The sequence below is a fragment of the Rhizobium sp. SAFR-030 genome (assembly GCF_059415005.1).
Genome location: NZ_JBPFDO010000005.1, coordinates 26,229 through 45,442 on the forward strand (window position 1 = coordinate 26,229; position 19,214 = coordinate 45,442).

Below are 19,214 nucleotides of genomic sequence, written 5' to 3' on the forward strand. Positions count from 1 at the left end.
GCAGCCGTCTCAGGCGGCGCTTTGCTCCATGCGTGGCCGGGCGATCCCGACCGGGACCCGGCGCAGGATTTCCTGCGCGTACAAGCCGGCGTTCTCGCGTGCCTTGTCGAGATTGCTGACCCGGTCCGGGCTCATCGAGTAGAGCGTGCCGCCGCAGTCGAAGACATCTCGGAAGGCAGAGCGTTCGATGATCGGTGTATTGAGGACGTCGACATTGCGCTGCGCCAGCAGACCTTTGACGGCGAGCAGAGCACGGGTGGTGACCATCGAGTTCACCCGGGTCAGGACCACCGAATGCGGCACCTTCAGCCCGAGCTTGGCGTCGAGATACTGGAGGAGTTCGAGCACATGCGCGCCCCCCTGGGCATCCATCGCGCAGCCTTGGATCGGGATCAGCACGTGGTCCGACAGGCCAATGGCCTTTGCCAGAAGCGGGCTGCGCGCCCCCGGCAGGTCGATGAGGAAATAGTCCGTGGTGGCGCGCTTTTCTTCCAGATGGCGATCGATGGAGGCCTGCGTCACGTAGGAGACGACCGATAGCCGGCTTACCGGCTGCGAAAGGTCGTACCAGCGCGACATCCAATATTGCGGATCGGCATCGAGGACGCAGACGCGGTGGCCCATGCGGGCGAGCTCTGTCGCAAGCAGCAGCACGGCGGTCGTCTTGCCGGCGCCGCCTTTGGTGTTGGCAAATGTGATGACGGGCATCGTCGATCCTTGGGCAAAGGTTCGTGAGCCTCGATCGCTCAGTCAGAGCACTGTCATTGTGCAGCCGCCATTCTGACGCAGCATGGTTAACGAAAGACGAAGACGGCCTGTCCGGACCCGGACTAATGGCGCTTGTCGGCCGCCAGGATTTCCCGCGCCACCTGATCGAGCGGCACAACACGATCGACGCCGCCGCGGGCGATTGCCTCCTTCGGCATGCCGAAGACCACCGACGTTGCCTCGTCCTGCGCAATGGTGAAGGCACCTGCCTGGTGCATCTCGTCCATGCCGCGCGCTCCATCGTCGCCCATGCCGGTCAGGATGACGCCCATGGCGTTCGCCCCCGCAGCCCGGGCGGCGGAGCGGAACAGGACGTCGACCGACGGGCGGTGACGTGACACGAGCGGGCCCGAGCGAATGGTCACTTCGTAGCGCGCGCCGCGCCGGTCGAGGAGCATGTGCTTGTCGCCGGGAGCGATTAAAACATGGCCGCGCAACACCGGATCTCCCTGCTCGGCCTCCTTCACCTCGACCTCGCACAAGCTATTCAGCCGCTTGGCGAAGGCGGCCGTGAACTTTTCCGGCATGTGCTGGACGATGACCATGCCCGGCGCATTTGCCGGCAGCGCTTCCAGCAGCTCGCGCAGCGCCTCGGTGCCGCCGGTCGAGGCGCCGACGCAGACCACCATCTCAGTGGTCTTCGCCATGGCGCCGATACGCGGCGGCGGCAGCACCGCATCGGCAGTCAGCTTGGCCGTCGGTGCGCTGTCCGGCCGGAACCGGCGCAGCTTGCCAAGCCGGGCGCGCGCCGCACCCTTGACCGCCGCCCGCACGCGCTCGGCGCTTTCCGCAAGATGATCGGCCGCACCGATCTTCGGCTTCAGGATGACGTCGACGGCGCCGGCGTCAAGCGCCTGCAGGAGAGTTTCCGATCCCGCCTCGGTGAGCGACGAGCACATCACGACGGGGATCGGATGCTGCGACATCAGCTTGCGCAGAAAGGTAATGCCGTCCATCTGCGGCATCTCGACATCGAGCGTGATGACGTCCGGGATCTCTTCGCGGATCTTGCGTGCGGCGGCGAAGGGATCGGCCGCAGCCCCGATCACTTCGATTTCCGGATCCTCGGACAGCAGCTGGGTAAGCGTCTGGCGGATGCTGGCCGAATCATCGACGATCAGGACGCGGATCTTCTTTCCCAGCATGGCGTCATACCCGTTTGAACACAGTATTGGCGACCTGGCGGATCGGCAGGTTGAGACCCGAGGCGGTTTCCGAATGGCCGATGAACAGATAGCCGCCTGGCACCAGACGATCACACAGGCGCGAAAGAACATGCTGCTGAGTCGGCTTGTCGAAGTAGATCAGCACATTTCTGCAGAAAATGACATGCTGGGCCTCCTTCAGCGGATAGGCTTCGTCCATCAGGTTGAGCCGGCCGAAGCCGACGCGCTGGCGCAAGAGCGGCGCGATGCGCACCTCGTCGCGGCGCGGATTGATGGCCTCCATCACGTACTTGCGCCGCATCTGGGTCGGCACCGGCCGCACCATTTCCTTGGTGTAGATCGCCCGGCGGGCCGTCTCCAGGACTTCCGTCGACAGATCGGTGGCGATCACCTTGTACGAGGTGTCGGGCCGCTGTGCCAAACACTCGGCCAACACCATGGCGATCGTGTAGGGTTCGGCACCGGTTGAGCAGGCCGAACTCCAGACGCGGATCTGGTTGCTGCCAGACTGCAGCAGTTCGGGGAGGGCGGCCTCGGCGAGATACTCGAAATGCTTGGGCTCGCGGAAGAAGTCCGTCTTGTTGGTGGTGACGGCGTCGATCAGATAGACGGATTCGCCCTCCAGCCCGTTGCCGCTGAACAGGAAGTCGCAGTACCCGTCGAAGGTCGTCGCCCCCGTCGCGCGCAACCGGCGCCGCAACCGGCCCTCCAGCATCGTCAGCTTGGTGATCGGCATCTTGATGCCGCTGTAGTCGTAGATGTACTTCGCCAGCCTGTCGAAGTTCCGCCGGCTGAGGCGGTCGTCCAGAGGCTGTCGTTGAAGGCTTGCCGATGAGGCCACGCTGAACTCCGCTTATGCCACTTGCTGTGCCGGCGTCACGCCCGCAAGCGCGCTGCCGGAATCGGAAAACAACCGGGCGAGGTCGATGATCACCACGAAGCCGCCATCGCGACGCACGACGCCGGCGATATAGTCGGAACGCCAGCGAATACCGATGTCCGGCGCGGTCTCGATCTGCTCGCGCTGGAAGGGCACGACCTCGTAGACCCGGTCGGCCACCAGCCCGAGCGCCAGCACGCGACCGTCGACTGGAACGTCGAGCACCAGGATGCGCGTGTGCGGCGTCTTCTCCGTAGCACTCATCCCGAGCCGCAGCCGCAGGTCGATGACCGGCACACCCTGGCCGCGGACGTCGCGCAGCCCCAGCAGATATTCCGGCCCATGCGGAATGCGGAAGGGTTCCTCGTGGTCGAGGATCTCCCGGACGACTTCCACCGGCACGGCAAAGATCTCGTTGCCGAGGCTGAAGGTGACGAACTGCGCTTCAGATGCTGCTGCCATGTTATGCGCTCTCCCGGAACTCTGCGTCGTCTTCGTCTGGCCCGCCCATCGACATGTCGAGGGCAAAGCCCTTCACCCGCGCCTGTTGAGCAGACAACGAACGGCCTGTTGCAGGTTGCGACGGCTGGGTCTGGGCAGGCTGGCGGACGGTCGGCGCGCGTCCGGCCGTTCTTGCCTTCAGTGCCGTTTCCACCCGGAAGAAGGCAATCGAGGCCTGCAGCTCCTCGGCCTGGGCGGCAAGCTCTTCGGAGGTCGAGGACATTTCCTCGGAGGCTCCGGCATTCTGCTGAGTGACCTTGTCGAGCTGCTGGATCGCTTCGTTGATCTGGGTCGCGCCGATGTCCTGCTCGCGGCAGGCCGCCGAGATCTCGGCCACAAGCTCGGCGGTCTTCTGGATATCCGGCACCAGACGGTTCAGCATGTCGCCGGCATCGGTCGCCACCTGCACCGTGTCGCCGGAGAGCGCGGAGATTTCCGCCGCCGCCGCCTGGCTGCGCTCGGCAAGCTTGCGCACTTCCGATGCGACGACCGCGAACCCCTTGCCGTGTTCGCCGGCACGTGCGGCTTCGACCGCAGCATTCAGCGCCAACAGGTCTGTCTGGCGGGCGATTTCCTGGACGATCGAGATCTTCTGGGCGATCGTGCGCATGGCACCGACGGCCCGCGACACGGCCTGTCCCGATGCTTCGGCATCGAGCGAGGACTGGCGTGCGATCTTCTCGGTCTGTGCAGCGTTGTCGGCGTTCTGCTTGATGTTGGCGGCCATCTCTTCCATGGCGGCAGATGCCTGTTCGGCAGCCGATGCCTGTTCCGTCGCACCCTGCGACAGCTGCTCTGAGCTGGACGACAGTTCCTGGCTGCCGGACGAGACGTTGTCGGAAGCCGACAGCGCGTCGCCGACCACGCCGCGAAGGCGCTCCACCATGCTGCGCAGCGCAAGACCCAGCGTGTCCTGGTCGGACAGCGGCTTCGGCGATACGGTCAGGTCGCCGGAGGCGATCTCGTTTGCAACGCGCGCCGTCTCCCGCAGGTTCAACACCATGCTGCGCATCGAATGTCCGAGCGTGTCCTTGTCGGAAAGCGGCTTGGGCTCGACGGAGAGATCGCCGGTGGCGATCTGGTCGGCAATACCGGCCGTCGCCCGCAGATTGGCGGTCATGACATTGACGGTGTCGATCAGGTCCTTGATCTCGTCGTTCGTCTTTACCGATACCGTCTGGTTCAGGTCGCCGATCGCCACTGCATTGACGACGGAAGACGCCTTGCTCAAGCCACGGGTAATGCCGAGCGTGATCCAGAATGCCGCGCCGATGGCAACGAGTACGGCAAGGGTCGCGGCGGCGGTGAGGATGGTCATCGTCGCGGTGAACAGTTCAGCATCCGACTGGCGGGTTTCCGCCATGCCGCGGCGCTGGATGTCGAGAAGCCCCGAGACCGAGGCGGCAAGTTCCGTCGAGATCGTATGCACCTCGTTCATCGCCAGGGCGACGGCAGCATCCCGGTTGCCGCTGGTCTGCAGTCCTTCCATCTCGTCGCTCTTCTGGCTGAACAGCTTGGCATCCGCCAGCAGCTGCTCCCAATAGGCGCGCCCTTCAGCCGCCGAGATGTTCAGGCCTTCCTGGGCCGATTTCGTCAACAGCTGGAGGTGTTCGTCCGATTCCTTGTAGAATGCCTTCACCTCAGCCGGATTGGTCATCAGCAGCGCGGTTTCCTGCGCGCGAACGGCATCCACCGAGGCGACGTTCGCCGTCAGTGCCAGTTCCAGGCGCCGGACCGGACCGTCGAGCATGTGCGTGCTGGCGTCGTTCAACTTGCTGACGCTCACGCCGCCATAGATGGCGACGCCGATCAGCAGCGCCGTCAGCAGCGCGAACGCCAGGCTCAGTTTTGATTTGATGGTGAACCGCATCTCGCAAATCCAATCTCGTTACATGTCGGATCCACATCCGGCACAAGCGCGGCCGGTGCGAAAGCTCCTGCTTTCACCGGCCGCTTGAACATCCCGTGCATCATGCGCAGACGTAAAAGCTGCGCGGGACCCGAGGCCCCGCGCTTTGTCTTCAGGCGCTCTGGCGGAAGTCGGCGTCGTCGGCATCCGGGCCGCCCGTCGACATGTCGAGGGCAAATCCCTTCACGCGTGCCTGCTGGGCAGTAACGCTGTGTTCGGCACGGCGGGCCTGTGTGGCCGCCGCCTTCGGCGAAGCGGACTTGGCAGGCGCGATCTTGCGAACCACCGGCTGTGCTGCCGGCGCAAGCCTGCGGGCTGACCCATGGCCATGCTCGACCTTGAAGAAGGCGATCGACGCCTGCAGTTCCTCGGCCTGCGCGGCGAGTTCTTCGGAGGTCGAGGACATTTCCTCGGATGCGCTGGCGTTCTGCTGGGTCACCCGGTCGAGCTGCTGGATCGCTTCGTTGATCTGAGCTGCCCCGACGTCCTGCTCGCGGCAGGCAGCCGAGATTTCGGCCACCAGTTCGGCCGTCTTCTGGATATCCGGCACGAGCCGGTTCAGCATCTCGCCGGCATCGGTCGCCACCTGAACGGTGTCGCCGGAGAGCGCAGAGATTTCCGCCGCAGCCGCCTGGCTGCGCTCGGCAAGCTTGCGGACTTCCGATGCGACGACTGCAAAGCCCTTGCCGTGTTCGCCGGCACGTGCGGCTTCCACGGCGGCGTTCAGCGCCAGGAGGTCTGTCTGGCGGGCGATTTCCTGAACGATCGAGATCTTCTCGGCGATCGTGCGCATGGCACCGACGGCACGCGAAACGGCCTGTCCGGAGGTCTCTGCGTCACGCGAGGACTGGCGGGCGATCTTTTCGGTCTGTGCGGCATTGTCGGCATTCTGCTTGATGTTGGCCGCCATTTCCTCCATCGACGCGGAGGCCTGTTCTGCAGCAGATGCCTGTTCCGTCGCACCCTGCGACAGCTGCTCGGAACTGGACGACAGTTCCTGGCTGCCCGACGACACGTTGTCGGAAGCCGCAAGCGCGTCGCCGACCACGCCGCGCAGGCGTTCGATCATCGTGTTGACGTAGCCGAGCAGGTCGCCGATTTCATCGCGGGTGGTGATCGTGGCGAGCGTCGTCAGGTCGCCCTCGGCAACGTTCTGTACCGCAGTCACGGCATTTCGCAGGCCGCGATTGATGGAGAGCGCGATCCAGAAAGCAGCGGCAAGCGCGACCAGCAGGGCGATGCCGGCAACCGCGATCATGATCATCCGCGTCTGCTGGTAATCTGCTGCCGCATCCGCCTTCGCTTCGGCCAGGCGCGCGGTTTCCATCTCGACGACTTCGTCGAGGAGCTTGTCCATTTCGGTCACGGTAACGCGGTTGTCGGTCGAGGAAATCCGCAGCGCACCGGCATGATCGCCAGCCAGCATCAGCGCGCGGATCTGGTCGTCCTGCTTGCGGTAATCCGTCACCAGCGACTTCAGCTTGCTCCAGTAGACCATGCCCTTTTCGGTAGCCTTCTGCAGGATCGCGTCGTAGCTGACGTCGAAATCCTTGCGCAGCGTATCGATTTTCGATGCGTAGCCGGGGATCTCGTTGGCATCGGTGGCGAGCAGCATGTTCTTCTGCTGTCTCAGCTGCTGCAGCTGCGCGTTGGCGAGATCCTGGGTCAGCTTGAGGCGGGCGGCCGGACCTTCGATGGTGTTTTCGAGCGTCGCGTTGAGACCGCCCAGGCTGATGATTCCAAGCGTCGCGACGGCCACGAGCATGAGGATGAGAAAGCCGAACGCGGAGGCCAGTTTAAGTTTGATCGATGCACGCATGATATGTCCTCTGGTGCGTTAGGCCGTGAGAGCATGAGCGGATGGCCGCTCCTGCTGGCTCGAAAAGATGGTCTGCAGGTTGGGAATGATGATGAATTCGCCGCCGCGCCGGACGAGGCAGTCGATGAAGTCCGGCCGCCAGCGCATGCCGACGCTCGGCGGCGGTTCGCCGGCGCTTCTCTCCAGCGTCGTCACCTCGTTGACCTTGTCGGTGCGGATGCCGGTGAGCGTCGGCTCGCCCTCGATGTCGAGTTCGATGACGATGATGCGGCTGTCGATGGTCGGGACCGTCGCCTCCATGCCGAAAGCGAGCCGGATATCGGCGAGCGGAATGACCTTGCCGCGGAAGTTGATGACGCTGCCGACGAAGGCCTTCGCCCCGGGCACCGGCGTCTCCGGCAGGAGGTCGAGGATTTCCTGAACCTTTACCGCCTCGATTGCGAACATCTCGCCGGCGATGTCGAAGGTCAGCACCTCGAGTTCGGTGCGGCCTGCCCAGAGGCTGTCGGAGATCTTGCGAAGCGTTTCGTTCATCCTGCAGCGCGCAACTGCGCCTCCTGATATTGTCCAGCCGACACGAGATGCGCGACGTCGAGGATGAGTGCCACGCCGCCATCTCCGAGGATCGTGGCGCCCGAGAAGCTGGCGACATCGTGGTGAAGCTTGGACATGCTCTTGATGACGGTCTGGTGGTCACCGATGATCTGGTCGACGACCAGGCCAACGCGCTCGGAGCCGGTGGAAATCACCACCACCTTCTGGAACTGGTCGGGCTTGCTGCCGGTGCGGAAGAGATCCCGCAGCCGGATGAACGGAACCAGGCTGTCGCGCAGCGAGATGAAGCTGCGGCCGCGCGAGCGCATGTCTTCCTCAACGGACAGTTCGAGGCACTCCTCGACCGCCGACAGAGGGATGACATAGCGGCCGGTGCCGACGCGCACGAGGAGCCCGTCGATGATGGCAAGCGTCAGCGGAATGGCCAGGGAGATTTCCGACCCTTCGCCGGGGCGGGAAACGACGCTGATGGTGCCGCGCAATGCATCGATGGTGCGCTTGACGACATCCATGCCAACCCCGCGGCCGGACAGGTTGGTCACCTGCTGCGCGGTCGAGAAGCCCGGCTGGAAGATCAGCTGCAGAAGCTCCTGGTCGCCGAGAACTGCATTGGGAGCGATCAGCCCGGATGCTTCCGCCTTGGCTCGCACCCGGTCGCGGTCGATGCCGCGACCGTCGTCCCTGATGGTGATGATCACTTCGCCGGCGGCCTGGCGGGCCGACAGGAGGATGCTGCCCGAGGCGGGCTTGCCGGTGGCGCGGCGCTCATCGGCCGTTTCAAGCCCGTGGTCGCACGAGTTGCGCACCAGGTGAACCAGCGGATCCGCGAGCCTTTCGATGACGCTCTTGTCGACTTCGGTGCTTTCGCCCTCGGTGATCAGTTCGATGGTCTTGCCGGTCTCGATGGAGAGGTCGTGGACAAGCCGGCGGAAGCGGCTGAACAGATGCGCCACCGGCACCATCCGCAGCACCATCATCGTATCGCGCAGCTCGCCCGACAGACGTTCGACGTCCTCCGATACCGCCCGCAGCATCAGGTCGCCGCTGACACCGGCCAGCTGGCTGAGACGCGACTGGGCGATGACGAGCTCACCGACGCGATCCATCAACTCGTCGAGGCGTTCGGCCGGAACCCGGACGTTTTCGTTGTTCTTTGCCTGCTTGGGATCGGCCTGGGCTGGCGCGGACCTTGTCGCTGCCGGCAGTTCGGCGGCGGCGGGCTGGCTCTGTACCTGCGGCAGTGCGGCTTCCGGCCTGACGGCCTCCACCGCCGGCTTGCGCACGGATCCGGTAGTCGGGCCTGCACCCGTGATCACTTCGACATCGAGCTGCATGTCGTCCATGACGAAGATGAACACGTCATCGATGGCCGACCGCGGCTGCTCGGTCATCAGCTCGACGGTCCAGGCGATGTGAAGATCGGTCGGGACCAGGTCGTCGAGCGCCGGTACGGTGGAGCGGTCGGCAACGATCCTGCAATCACCCAGGTCGCGAAGTTCGTCCAGCAGGCCGATCGGATTGGTGCCGTTCGCCATGGCGTTGACCGGCAGTTGGAAGCGCAGCCTGTAAGTGCAGGCGGCAGGCCTCGCGGGTACAGCCGGAGCCGGCTTGCCGACTGAATCGACAGCGGTGCGCAGCCGCGCCAGAAGCATCTCGCTCACCGCGTCATGGTTGCCGCCCGGCACCTCGATCAGCGCCCGCATGTGATCGGTGGCGCCGAGGACTGCGTTGACGAGATCGTGGCTGGCCGGAACCGTTCCCTTGCGCACCTGGTCGAATGCGCTTTCGCAATGATGCGTGAACGCCGCAAGGGCTTCGAAGCCAAACATGGCGCCGGAGCCCTTGAGCGTGTGCAGTCCGCGAAACACGGCGTCGATCTGTTCCTTGTCGCCAAGGTCATGGTTGAGATCCAGGAGACCCGCCTCGACCTGTTCCAGGAGCTCGGCGGCCTCGGTGCGGAACACCTGGACGGGATCGGGGAAACTCATCGGCCGAGTACCTTCCTGACGATCTTTACCAGGCTCTCCGGATCGAAAGGCTTGGTCAGCCATCCGGTGGCACCAGCCGATTTGGCCTCCTGCTTCAGTTCCTGGTCGGACTCGGTCGTCAGGAAGATGACCGGGACACCCATGCAGGAGGGGATCTTGCGCAGCTCGCGGATCATCGTCAGGCCGTCCATGTTCGGCATGTTGAGATCGGTGACGATGAGGTCGAACTGGGCGCCCTGCAGCTTAGCGATGCCATCGACGCCGTCCACCGCCTCGGTGACGGTGTAGCCGGCATGGCTGAGCGCGACCCGCGTCGTCAGGCGGATGCTGGCCGAATCGTCAACGGTCAGGATGCTGGCAGTCATTGTACGTCTCCTTGGTGAAGCCAGAAGTTTGCATCTTCCGACGACATGTCTTGAAGGAAGCCCGAGCGCTCGAGCAGATCGCGCAGGGTTCCGGAAGCAGGCTTGGCGAGTGCAATCTGTCGGCCGGAGGTGGCGGCATAGATCCGCGCCGACTCGACGAGCTGCAGGAAGCTCAGATCGATTTGCGCATCCTCGGCGATGGCCAGAGATACCGACGAATTGGCGGTGAGAGCTGACAGCAGGCTCGCGCGATGATCGGTGATGGTGCGCAGAGAAAGAGGGCCGTTCAGGCTGAGCTCGAAGCGCCCCGGTACGACTGACATGTTAGGCGCTCTCCGTGCGTCATTGCCTACGATAGTGCACGCAGAAGCTGAGCAAATATCATTAATGGTTCCCTAAGGGCCCGCTACCACTTCTCGCTCGGAAAGACTGATGGTCGATTCCGCAGTAAATTAGCAGAACAAAATTAACCACGCGCGCCGATTGAAAAAGGCCATTGGTCAGTCATTAACGCCCCCTCGTCACAACCTGGATGCGCAACGTGCTGGATGGGCGACGCAAGATCGGACGCATCATTGCGCAACGGCTGCGAGATCCGCGAAGGCGGGACATGATGAAGGAGGCCGCGGCTGTGGCTTTGACTGCGATGAGTTACCAAACCCAACCGACGCTGTCCGGGCATCCGCAGCTGACGATGATCGAAGAGGCTCGCTCGCGTCTCGAGCAGCGCTTTCTGGATGGTGGGGCGGTACTCTTGTCGGTTCTCGACATCCTCAACAAGATGATCGCTTCGCTTGACGCGCTGACCGGCTCGCTGGACGAGGAGACCGCCGCCGCGACGATGGACGAACTTGCCGCCACCATCTCCGTCCTGTCCGGCATGACGGCTCGGCAGGCCGATCGCCAGGCTCGCCTCAAGGACATCGCGCTCTGCGAGCGTGTCCTGCGGCCACACGTCGCCACCATGCAGGAGACGCTCCGCTACCTCCGCACCTTTGCCGTGACTGCAAAGATCACCGGTGCCGGCATCGCCGATTTCGCCGGCTTCGCCGAGGAAATCCTGCAGCGCATCCAGGAAGGCGCGCAGCAGGTCAACAACTTCTCCGATTGGCTTGCAGCCTTGGGCGCCGGTCTCGGCCCGGTGATGGCCAAGGGCGAGACAACGCTTGCCCGTTACGGCCAGCAGGTGCCGAAGATCGTCGACAGCCTGAATGGCGGCATCACCCAGATCCGCTCCCAGCGGCAGGATCTTGCAGCCCGCGCCGGCCAGGTGCGCTCCATCGCCCGTGGCATCCAGGGCAAGCTTGCCTCGACGCTGTCAGCCATGCAGATCGGCGACATCACCCGCCAGCGCCTCGAACATTGCCAGTCCAGCTTCGCGATCCTCGAAGACTATCTCGGCTCCGCCGACGCCGATCATCTGAATGCCGACAACCGCGAGAAACTGACGGCGCTCATTCGTCACCTTGTGGCCAATCAGCTCGCACAATCGCGGCACGACTTCGACCGCGACACGACCCTGATCGTCGAAACCGTCTCGAGCTTCACATCGGAACTGGCGCAGATTGCCGCCATCCAGCAGGCAATGACCGGTGAGGATGACGATCGGAGCGCCGGCGCCATGCGAAACCTCGAAGCAGGCGTTGCCGAGGCGCGCCGGGCTGTCGGCGAGATCGAACTGGTGGCGCGCTCTGCGGGCGAGATGACCGAACGGACGCTCTCCACCGTGCAGGCGCTGCTGGAGGGGATCGGCGTCGTGCAGATCGTCCGCGGTGATATCCACTACATGGCGCTGAACACCAACCTGCGCTGTGGCAAGATCGGCGAGGAGGGCCGGGCGATCAACGTGGTGACGGCGGAACTGCGGATCTTTGCCGGCCGGCTTGATGAGGTGGCCGACCAGATCCTGGACGAACTGAAGGGTCTGCAGGGCACGACCGAGCAGCTTTTGGCCGATGCGGATGGGACTTCGGCACAGCCGGAAGGCGATACGCTCGATGCGCGCCTCGCTCGTGCCATCGACCGGATCCATGCGGTTGCGGATGCGATGGAATCCGATCTCGAACGGATCGCGGAGGAAGGACAGGGCGGCATCCGGCAGATGAATGCCGCTCTGCTGAAGCTCGACTTCCAGGCCGATCTCGGCGACACGCTGCGGCTCTGCGCCGAAGAGTTCGCCATCGACGGCGAAGATCTGTCGCTGGAGGGTCTGGAGGAGGCGATCGCCGTGGTCGGCCCGCAGATCAACAGGCTCTACACCATGGCATCGGAGCGCGAACTGCATGCGCGCATCCTGGGAACAGCCGCGCCGGTCGAATCGCCGCCGATGGTCTTGTCGGACGATGATCTCGACGACGCGCTGTTCTAGGAGCGGCGGCCTTCAGTCGTCGACGTGGTCGTGGCCGCCCAGGCGGCCCGGTCGCCGGTAGCCTTCGGAAGCGATCTGGCTGCGTTGCATGCCCCGCTCCAGCAGATGATGCCGCTGGGCCCGCACATTGCTGGTTTCGCCGATGATCAGCGCTTGGCCCCGGCCGTCGGGCAGGGCGAAGGCGGACAGCCGGTCGAGCATGACGTTGCTCGGCCCGGCCGGGATCTGGCCACGATGGATCCATTCCATCGACACGTCGCCGGACGTGTCGAGCGGCATCTGCCAGCTTGCATCCTGCACCTCGATGAAGGCAAAGGCGCGCGACCGGGCCGGCAGCTCTTCCAGGATGTGCAGGATACCCGGAATGCAGGTCTCATCGCCCGTCAGAAGATGCCAGTCGGCCTCCGGGTTGAAGACGATCCGTCCTCTGGGCCCCTTCACTTCAACCGTGTCGCCAGCCTTGGCACCTCGGGCGAAATTCGGTCCGACGCTGTCGCCGTGCATGACGAAATCGACCGCGACGGTGCCGGTCTCGCGGTCGACCTTGCGGATTGTGTAGTGGCGGCGCCCAAGTTCGCCATTCTCCAGCGGCAGGAAGAACACGATGTCCTGCCCCGGTCTGTAGGTGAACTCGGCGATCCGGTCGGTGCCGAGAAGCACCCGGCGCAGCTGTGGCGTCACGTCGAAGGCGTCGGTTACCGTGAGCGTCCAGCTGGGAAGCATCGGGCGCTGGCGCGGCGCTCCTTCGGCAGTGTTGGTAGGCTGATCCATCGGAGGTTCCTTTCTTCGATCGGGCAGCGGCTCCGCGCTGCCTCCAGAACATGCTGACCGATACCGCGGAATTCCTTCCCTTAGAAGTCATATTTTGTGAGCGCGATGCGGCCGGCCACGAGATGTCGGATATCGCCATGAGAACCCTAGAAAGTTGCCGGGGTTTCCGTGCGGCCGAGACGCGCGGAACGGATTTCGACCGGTGTGTCGCCAGGTCGCCGCGTTCAAACAAAGACAGGCCCCGAAGGGCCTGTCGTGTCGTCAGATGTTGAAGGCGTTTCAGACGTGGCTGCTCTCCAGCGTGCCATGCGTCTCGCGGCTCCGTTCCCGCCGATTGTAGCGGATCGACGACCAGAGCGAGAGGCCGATCAGTCCCGCACCGCCCAGACCGGTGATCACTTCCGGGATGTGGTACAGCGTCTGCACGTACATGATCACCGACAGGATCAGGATCGCGTAGAATGCGCCGTGCTCGAGATAGCGGTATTCCGCCAGCGTGCCCTTCTCCACCAGCATGATGGTCATCGAGCGCACGTACATTGCTCCGATGCCAAGGCCGATGGCGATGATGAACAGGTTCTGCGTCAGGGCAAAGGCGCCGATCACGCCGTCGAACGAGAAGCTGGCATCGAGCACTTCCAGATAGATGAAGGCGCCGAGGCCGCCCTTTGCGGCTTCGCTCATGGTTTTCTGTGAGGCATCCAGCACCCCGCCCAGAACTTCGACGAGCAGGAAGGTAAGGAGGCCGTAGACCGCCGAATGGACGAAGGTTGATGCTTCCGTTTCCGGCAGCAGCTGCGAGAACAGCATGATCAGCAGCAGGACGAAGGCGATCTCGACGCCCTTGATCGACGCATAGCGCGCCATCCGGCTTTCGATCACCTCAATCCAGTGGATGTCCTTCTCGTGGTTGAAGAAGTAGGTGAGGCCGACCATCATCAGGAAGGTGCCGCCGAAGGCTGCAATCGGCAGGTGCGCGTCGTTCATGATGCGCGCATATTCTTCCGGTTCCGCGGCGGCAAGCACGATCGCATCGATCGGCCCAATGCCGGCGGCGATCACGACGATCAGCAACGGGAAGACGATGCGCATCCCGAACACCGCGATGAGGATGCCCCAGGTGAGGAAGCGATGCTGCCAGACCGGCGTCATGTCCTTCAGCTTGTTGGCGTTGACGATGGCGTTGTCGAAGGAGAGCGAGATTTCCAGCACCGCCAGCACGGCGCAGATGAAGAACACGGTCAGCATGCCGCCGATGGTGCCGGTGGACTGCCAGCCGAGCACGCCGCCGAGGATCAGGCCGACAATGGTGACGATGAAGGCCCAGCGGAAGTAGCCGAGCGCCGATGTCGTGGAATTCGGATTCATGTGCGCACCTCGATCGGCAGGACGAGGCACAAGGACGAGTAGGCGGCATGCATGCCAAAGGCTGCATCCGCGCGTGGGATGTTGAAGGATTTCATGGGTTCAATCCGCCGGCTTGCTTGCAGGCGGTACCGACATCGCGAGAGCGCCGTAAAAACTCTCGCCAGAGGGGCCCGGCACCAGTATTCCGCCCTGGGGTTCGGTTGGACCGCAGGAGACTGTTCCTAAATTGGCGGCTTTTCGCTAAACGTCAAGGGCGTCCGCGTCTGCGCCCATTCCGCTTGCATGGCATTCGAAGCCGCAGCAGCCTTTTTTTGGGATCGGCGTGATCACCTTGACCTTTTCGCCTTTGCAAGGCATGAGGCACGCCTGCCCGCGCCAGTCGGCGGCATTTCTGTTATATTGCCTGCAAGAAACTGGCCGAAGGAAAGAAAAACAAAAATGAGCAAAGTTACATCTTCCGCGCCGTCGCAGCGGATGCTGCGGGTCGGCGAACAGGTTCGCGCCGCCATCACCCAGGTTCTGCAGCGCGGCGAAGTCCGCGACGATCTGCTCGAGAAGACGGTCATCTCGGTGTCCGAAGTGCGCATGTCGCCGGACCTGAAGATGGCGACCGCCTATGTGACGCCGCTCGGTTTGGCGGACCACGAAGGGGTGATCGCAGCGCTGAACAGGAACGCCAAATTCATCCGCGGCCGCATCGGTGGCCAGTTGCGCCAGATGAAGTACATGCCGGAAGTGCGTTTTCGCGATGATACCAGCTTCGACAACTACAGGAAGATCGACGCCCTCTTGCGCTCGCCTGAAGTCCGTCGCGATCTGGAAGAGCCCGACGCGTCAACTGACGACAAACCAGAATAGAGAAGCATGTCCAGACCCCGCAAACCCAAGGGCCGGCCGGTTTCCGGCTGGCTGATCCTCGACAAGCCCGTCGATTTCGGTTCCACCGAAGCCGTCGGCAAGATCAAGTGGCTGTTCAACGCCCAGAAGGCCGGCCATGCCGGTACGCTCGATCCGCTTGCATCCGGCATGCTGCCGATCGCGCTTGGCGATGCGACGAAGACCGTCCCTTACGTCATGGACGGCCGCAAGATCTACGAATTCACCGTCACCTGGGGCGAAGAGCGTTCGACGGACGATCTAGAGGGCGAGGTCACGCAGACCTCCGACCAGCGGCCGACGGAACAACAGATCCGCGCCCTCATGCCGGCCTATATCGGCGTCGTCAGTCAGATCCCGCCGCAGTTCTCGGCCATCAAGATCGCCGGCGAACGCGCCTACGATCTGGCCCGCGAGGGAGAGACGGTGGAAATCCCGTCACGCGAGGTCGAGGTGCACCGCCTGACGCTCCTGAAGGCGGAGACGGACAGGGCGTTCTTCGAGGTCGAGTGCGGCAAGGGCACCTATGTCCGGTCGCTCGCGCGTGATTTCGGCCGTGAGCTCGGCTGCTACGGCCACATCTCCGAACTCCGCCGCAGCTTCGTGGCGCCGTTCGCCGAAGAGACGATGGTGCCGCTTTCGGCGCTGATTGCCCTTGAGGAAATCGAGGATCGTGACGAACGTCTGGCGGCTCTCGATGCTTATCTGGTCGATACCAGCGAGGCTCTGTCGGCACTGCCGCAAATCCGCATCAGCGACGACCAGGCTCACCGCCTGCGGATGGGAAATCCGATCATCCTGCGCGGCCGCGATGCGCCCGTGGCCGAGCCGGAAGCGGTCGCGCTTGCCGGCGGCAAGCTCGTGGCGATCGGTGAAATCGGCGAGGGGGAGTTCCGCCCGAAGCGCGTCTTTGCCTGAGGGCCGGCCGGAACATTCCACTTCCCAAGGCTCGCCGGATAGTTTATAGGCACCGCCAGCTGTAGACGCGCTTTATTGCGCCTCTTTAAGCTTTCACGGCCAAAGCTGACCGACATCTCGGCTTCTGGCGTCCTGTTCCCCCTTCACGAAAGGATCACCCGATGTCGATCACTGCAGAGCGCAAGGCTGAGCTCATCAAGGAATACGCAACCGTTGAAGGCGACACCGGTTCTCCGGAAGTTCAGGTCGCGATCCTGACGGAGCGCATCAACAATCTGACGGGTCACTTCAAGGATCACAAGAAGGACAACCACTCGCGTCGTGGCCTTCTGACCATGGTATCGACCCGTCGTTCGCTTCTTGACTATCTCAAGAAGAAGGACGAAGCCCGTTACAGCAAGATCATTGCTGCGCTGGGCATCCGCCGCTAGCACATTCCGGCAGGCGCTCGCATCGAGCGCCTGCCGCTTTACGTTCGGACCCTGTCCGATGCAATTCCCGCGCCGCGCCCTGTTCGCGTGGTGAGAGTGCCCGCAGATCCGGATGGGCCGGCTCTGCCAAAACCAAACCGTTGACCTGTCATGGGGCAGGATTGCCGGATGCTTTGGGATGAAGCGCCAACGCTTCTCCACGATCCTCGAAAATGAGGGCGCTCGATCGAAAGCCTCCCGCTGTCTTGCCCGTGATCGTTCACATTGCGAAGGCCGCCGCCATTTCCGGCTCCCGAGGAGGGAGCCGATGCCGCGCCGCCACGCTACGAAGGACATATCATGTTCAATACGCATACCGTTGAAATCGAGTGGGCAGGCCGCCCGCTCAAGCTGGAAACCGGCAAGATCGCCCGTCAGGCCGATGGTGCCGTTCTCGCCACCTACGGCGAAACCGTTGTTCTCGCCACCGTCGTTTCGGCCAAGTCGCCGAAGCCGGGCCAGGACTTCTTCCCGCTGACCGTCAACTACCAGGAAAAGACCTACGCCGCCGGCAAGATCCCGGGTGGCTACTTCAAGCGCGAAGGCCGTCCGTCCGAGAAGGAAACGCTGGTTTCCCGCCTGATCGACCGTCCGATCCGCCCGCTCTTCCCGGAAGGCTACAAGAACGACACGCAGGTCGTCGTCACGGTCATTCAGCATGACCTGGAAAACGATCCGGACGTGCTGTCGATGGTTGCCGCTTCCGCTGCCCTGACGATCTCCGGCATCCCTTTCATGGGCCCGATCGGCGGCGCGCGCGTTGGCTACATCAACGGCGAATACGTCCTCAACCCGCATCTCGACGAGATGGATGAGTCGACCCTCGATCTGATCGTTGCCGGCACCGGCGACGCAGTCCTGATGGTTGAATCGGAAGCCAAGGAACTGAACGAAGACATCATGCTCGGCGCAGTGATGTTCGGTCACCGTGGTTTCCAGCCGGTCATCGACGCGATCATCAAGCTCGCCGAAGTGGCTGCCAAGGAGCCGCGCGAGTTCGAAGCAGAAGACCATTCGGCTCTCGAAGCCGAAATGCTGCAGCATTTCGAAGCCGAACTGCGCACTGCCTACAAGAACACGCAGAAGGCCGAACGTTACGCTGCCGTCGACGCCGTCAAGGCCAAGGTCAAGGCGCACTTCTTCCCGGAAGGTGCCGAGCCGAAGTACACGAACGAAGTCATCGGCGCCGTCTTCAAGCATCTGCAGGCGAAGATCGTTCGCTGGAACATCCTTGACACCAAGAGCCGCATCGACGGCCGCGACCTTGAAACCGTTCGCGCCATCGTCTCGGAAGTCGGCATCCTGCCGCGCACCCACGGCTCGGCCCTGTTCACCCGCGGCGAGACCCAGGCGATCGTAGTTGCGACGCTCGGCACCGGCGAAGACGAACAGTACGTCGACAGCCTGACCGGCATGTACAAGGAACGCTTCCTTCTGCATTACAACTTCCCGCCCTACTCGGTCGGCGAAACCGGTCGCATGGGCTCCCCGGGCCGTCGCGAAATCGGCCACGGCAAGCTCGCATGGCGCGCCATTCGTCCGATGCTGCCGACGCCGGAACAGTTCCCCTACACGCTGCGCGTCGTCTCCGAGATCACCGAGTCCAACGGCTCGTCCTCGATGGCAACCGTCTGCGGCACCTCTCTGGCTCTGATGGATGCAGGCGTTCCGCTGGCAAAGCCGGTTGCCGGCATCGCCATGGGCCTGATCCTCGAAGGTGAACGCTTCGCGGTTCTCTCCGACATCCTCGGCGACGAAGACCACCTCGGCGACATGGACTTCAAGGTCGCCGGCACCGCCGACGGCATCACCTCGCTGCAGATGGACATCAAGATCGCCGGTATCACCGAAGAGATCATGAAGGTCGCGCTCGGCCAGGCACAGGGCGGCCGCAAGCACATCCTCCACGAGATGGCCAATGCCATCACCGAGGGTCGCAGCCAGCTCGGCGAATTCGCACCGCGCATCGAAGTCATGAACATCCCGGTCGACAAGATCCGTGAAGTCATCGGCTCCGGCGGCAAGGTTATCCGCGAAATCGTCGAAAAGACCGGCGCCAAGATCAACATCGAAGACGATGGCACGATCAAGATCGCCTCGTCCTCCGGCAAGGAGATCGAAGCGGCCCGCAAGTGGATCCACTCGATCGTCGCAGAACCGGAAGTCGGTGCCATCTACGAGGGCACGGTCGTCAAGACCGCCGACTTCGGCGCCTTCGTCAACTTCTTCGGCGCCCGCGACGGTCTCGTCCACATCTCGCAGCTCGCCTCCGATCGTGTCGCCAAGACCCAGGACGTGGTCAAGGAAGGCCAGAAGGTCTGGGTCAAGCTGATGGGCTTCGACGAACGCGGCAAGGTTCGCCTGTCCATGAAGGTCGTCGACCAGGCAACCGGCAAGGAACTCACCAAGGCTGAAGGCGGCGAAGCTGCCGAGTAAGCCCTGAGCTTCCGGACACCTCTCGGGGCGCGGGAATTTTCCGCGCCCTTTTCTTA

16 protein-coding genes and 2 pseudogenes are annotated in these 19,214 nt (G+C 63.4%); 5 read left to right on the top strand and 13 right to left on the bottom strand.

The window, feature by feature from the left end; all coding sequences use genetic code 11:
* Window positions 1–9 precede the first annotated feature (9 nt).
* The 11 genes and pseudogenes from ACR65N_RS15785 to ACR65N_RS15835 form a co-directional block, all read right to left on the bottom strand.
* Window positions 10–708 carry an AAA family ATPase gene (locus ACR65N_RS15785; RefSeq protein WP_440457795.1) on the bottom strand — a complete coding sequence of 233 codons (699 nt, stop codon included), beginning with the start codon at window positions 706–708 and terminating at the stop codon, window positions 10–12.
* 122 nt (window positions 709–830) lie between these two features.
* Window positions 831–1,910 (bottom strand): protein-glutamate methylesterase/protein-glutamine glutaminase, encoded by a 1,080-nt coding sequence (locus ACR65N_RS15790; protein WP_430306572.1) that lies wholly within the window; start codon window positions 1,908–1,910, stop codon window positions 831–833.
* Between the two features lie 7 nt (window positions 1,911–1,917).
* Window positions 1,918–2,775, bottom strand: coding sequence for a CheR family methyltransferase (locus tag ACR65N_RS15795; RefSeq protein WP_440457796.1), 858 nt, complete (start codon window positions 2,773–2,775; stop codon window positions 1,918–1,920).
* 12 nt (window positions 2,776–2,787) lie between these two features.
* Window positions 2,788–3,276: a chemotaxis protein CheW gene (locus ACR65N_RS15800; RefSeq protein ID WP_440457797.1), complete on the bottom strand. Its 489-nt coding sequence runs from the start codon at window positions 3,274–3,276 to the stop codon at window positions 2,788–2,790.
* A gap of 1 nt (window position 3,277) precedes the next feature.
* Window positions 3,278–4,525 (bottom strand): annotated as a pseudogene (locus ACR65N_RS15805) (methyl-accepting chemotaxis protein); the annotation flags it as partial.
* Window positions 4,526–4,738: 213 nt separating this feature from the next.
* Window positions 4,739–5,185: pseudogene (locus ACR65N_RS15810) on the bottom strand (MCP four helix bundle domain-containing protein); the annotation flags it as partial.
* 151 nt (window positions 5,186–5,336) lie between these two features.
* Window positions 5,337–7,043 carry a methyl-accepting chemotaxis protein gene (locus ACR65N_RS15815; protein ID WP_430306483.1) on the bottom strand — a complete coding sequence of 569 codons (1,707 nt, stop codon included), beginning with the start codon at window positions 7,041–7,043 and terminating at the stop codon, window positions 5,337–5,339.
* Between the two features lie 18 nt (window positions 7,044–7,061).
* Window positions 7,062–7,577, bottom strand: coding sequence for a chemotaxis protein CheW (locus ACR65N_RS15820; protein ID WP_430306482.1), 516 nt, complete (start codon window positions 7,575–7,577; stop codon window positions 7,062–7,064).
* Window positions 7,574–9,586 (bottom strand): chemotaxis protein CheA, encoded by a 2,013-nt coding sequence (locus ACR65N_RS15825; RefSeq protein WP_440457798.1) that lies wholly within the window; start codon window positions 9,584–9,586, stop codon window positions 7,574–7,576. Before ACR65N_RS15825 ends, ACR65N_RS15820 begins: the two co-directional genes overlap by 4 nt.
* On the bottom strand, window positions 9,583–9,951 hold the full coding sequence (locus ACR65N_RS15830; protein ID WP_440457799.1) for a response regulator: 369 nt from the start codon (window positions 9,949–9,951) through the stop codon (window positions 9,583–9,585). Before ACR65N_RS15830 ends, ACR65N_RS15825 begins: the two co-directional genes overlap by 4 nt.
* Window positions 9,948–10,274 carry an STAS domain-containing protein gene (locus ACR65N_RS15835; RefSeq protein ID WP_430306479.1) on the bottom strand — a complete coding sequence of 109 codons (327 nt, stop codon included), beginning with the start codon at window positions 10,272–10,274 and terminating at the stop codon, window positions 9,948–9,950. Before ACR65N_RS15835 ends, ACR65N_RS15830 begins: the two co-directional genes overlap by 4 nt.
* Window positions 10,275–10,597: 323 nt before the next feature.
* Here ACR65N_RS15835 and ACR65N_RS15840 point away from each other — a divergent pair, with 323 nt between their 5' ends.
* Window positions 10,598–12,319 (top strand): methyl-accepting chemotaxis protein, encoded by a 1,722-nt coding sequence (locus ACR65N_RS15840; protein ID WP_440457800.1) that lies wholly within the window; start codon window positions 10,598–10,600, stop codon window positions 12,317–12,319.
* 12 nt (window positions 12,320–12,331) lie between these two features.
* Here ACR65N_RS15840 and ACR65N_RS15845 read toward each other — a convergent pair whose 3' ends face one another.
* Together ACR65N_RS15845 and ACR65N_RS15850 are read right to left on the bottom strand one after the other, a co-directional pair.
* Window positions 12,332–13,090, bottom strand: coding sequence for a siderophore-interacting protein (locus tag ACR65N_RS15845; protein ID WP_440457801.1), 759 nt, complete (start codon window positions 13,088–13,090; stop codon window positions 12,332–12,334).
* A gap of 279 nt (window positions 13,091–13,369) precedes the next feature.
* Window positions 13,370–14,458: a DUF475 domain-containing protein gene (locus ACR65N_RS15850; protein WP_440457802.1), complete on the bottom strand. Its 1,089-nt coding sequence runs from the start codon at window positions 14,456–14,458 to the stop codon at window positions 13,370–13,372.
* A gap of 438 nt (window positions 14,459–14,896) precedes the next feature.
* Between ACR65N_RS15850 and rbfA the strand changes: the two genes are divergently transcribed.
* The 4 genes from rbfA to pnp all read left to right on the top strand — a co-directional run bounded on the left by rbfA (window position 14,897) and on the right by pnp (window position 19,158).
* Window positions 14,897–15,316, top strand: coding sequence for a 30S ribosome-binding factor RbfA (gene rbfA / locus ACR65N_RS15855; protein ID WP_440458118.1), 420 nt, complete (start codon window positions 14,897–14,899; stop codon window positions 15,314–15,316).
* 6 nt (window positions 15,317–15,322) lie between these two features.
* Window positions 15,323–16,252, top strand: a complete 930-nt coding sequence (truB, locus tag ACR65N_RS15860) for a tRNA pseudouridine(55) synthase TruB (RefSeq protein WP_440457803.1) — start codon at window positions 15,323–15,325, stop codon at window positions 16,250–16,252.
* 161 nt (window positions 16,253–16,413) lie between these two features.
* Window positions 16,414–16,683 carry a 30S ribosomal protein S15 gene (gene rpsO / locus ACR65N_RS15865; RefSeq protein WP_440457804.1) on the top strand — a complete coding sequence of 90 codons (270 nt, stop codon included), beginning with the start codon at window positions 16,414–16,416 and terminating at the stop codon, window positions 16,681–16,683.
* A 339-nt stretch (window positions 16,684–17,022) separates the two neighbouring features.
* The gene (gene pnp, locus ACR65N_RS15870) at window positions 17,023–19,158 is read left to right on the top strand and encodes a polyribonucleotide nucleotidyltransferase (protein ID WP_440457805.1); all 2,136 of its coding nucleotides are present in this window, start codon (window positions 17,023–17,025) and stop codon (window positions 19,156–19,158) included.
* Window positions 19,159–19,214: the final 56 nt, after the last annotated feature.

What these genes read in the sequence shown, in the direction of transcription:
- pnp (WP_440457805.1), top strand. Translation starts at nt 17,023, where the DNA reads ATGTTCAATACGCATACCGTTGAAATCGAGTGGGCAGGCCGCCCGCTC.
- ACR65N_RS15830 (WP_440457799.1), bottom strand. Translation starts at nt 9,951, where the DNA reads ATGACTGCCAGCATCCTGACCGTTGACGATTCGGCCAGCATCCGCCTG.
- ACR65N_RS15785 (WP_440457795.1), bottom strand. Translation starts at nt 708, where the DNA reads ATGCCCGTCATCACATTTGCCAACACCAAAGGCGGCGCCGGCAAGACG.
- truB (WP_440457803.1), top strand. Translation starts at nt 15,323, where the DNA reads ATGTCCAGACCCCGCAAACCCAAGGGCCGGCCGGTTTCCGGCTGGCTG.
- ACR65N_RS15815 (WP_430306483.1), bottom strand. Translation starts at nt 7,043, where the DNA reads ATGCGTGCATCGATCAAACTTAAACTGGCCTCCGCGTTCGGCTTTCTC.
- ACR65N_RS15840 (WP_440457800.1), top strand. Translation starts at nt 10,598, where the DNA reads ATGAGTTACCAAACCCAACCGACGCTGTCCGGGCATCCGCAGCTGACG.
- ACR65N_RS15825 (WP_440457798.1), bottom strand. Translation starts at nt 9,586, where the DNA reads ATGAGTTTCCCCGATCCCGTCCAGGTGTTCCGCACCGAGGCCGCCGAG.
- ACR65N_RS15820 (WP_430306482.1), bottom strand. Translation starts at nt 7,577, where the DNA reads ATGAACGAAACGCTTCGCAAGATCTCCGACAGCCTCTGGGCAGGCCGC.
- ACR65N_RS15800 (WP_440457797.1), bottom strand. Translation starts at nt 3,276, where the DNA reads ATGGCAGCAGCATCTGAAGCGCAGTTCGTCACCTTCAGCCTCGGCAAC.
- ACR65N_RS15835 (WP_430306479.1), bottom strand. Translation starts at nt 10,274, where the DNA reads ATGTCAGTCGTACCGGGGCGCTTCGAGCTCAGCCTGAACGGCCCTCTT.
- ACR65N_RS15845 (WP_440457801.1), bottom strand. Translation starts at nt 13,090, where the DNA reads ATGGATCAGCCTACCAACACTGCCGAAGGAGCGCCGCGCCAGCGCCCG.
- ACR65N_RS15850 (WP_440457802.1), bottom strand. Translation starts at nt 14,458, where the DNA reads ATGAATCCGAATTCCACGACATCGGCGCTCGGCTACTTCCGCTGGGCC.
- rbfA (WP_440458118.1), top strand. Translation starts at nt 14,897, where the DNA reads ATGAGCAAAGTTACATCTTCCGCGCCGTCGCAGCGGATGCTGCGGGTC.
- rpsO (WP_440457804.1), top strand. Translation starts at nt 16,414, where the DNA reads ATGTCGATCACTGCAGAGCGCAAGGCTGAGCTCATCAAGGAATACGCA.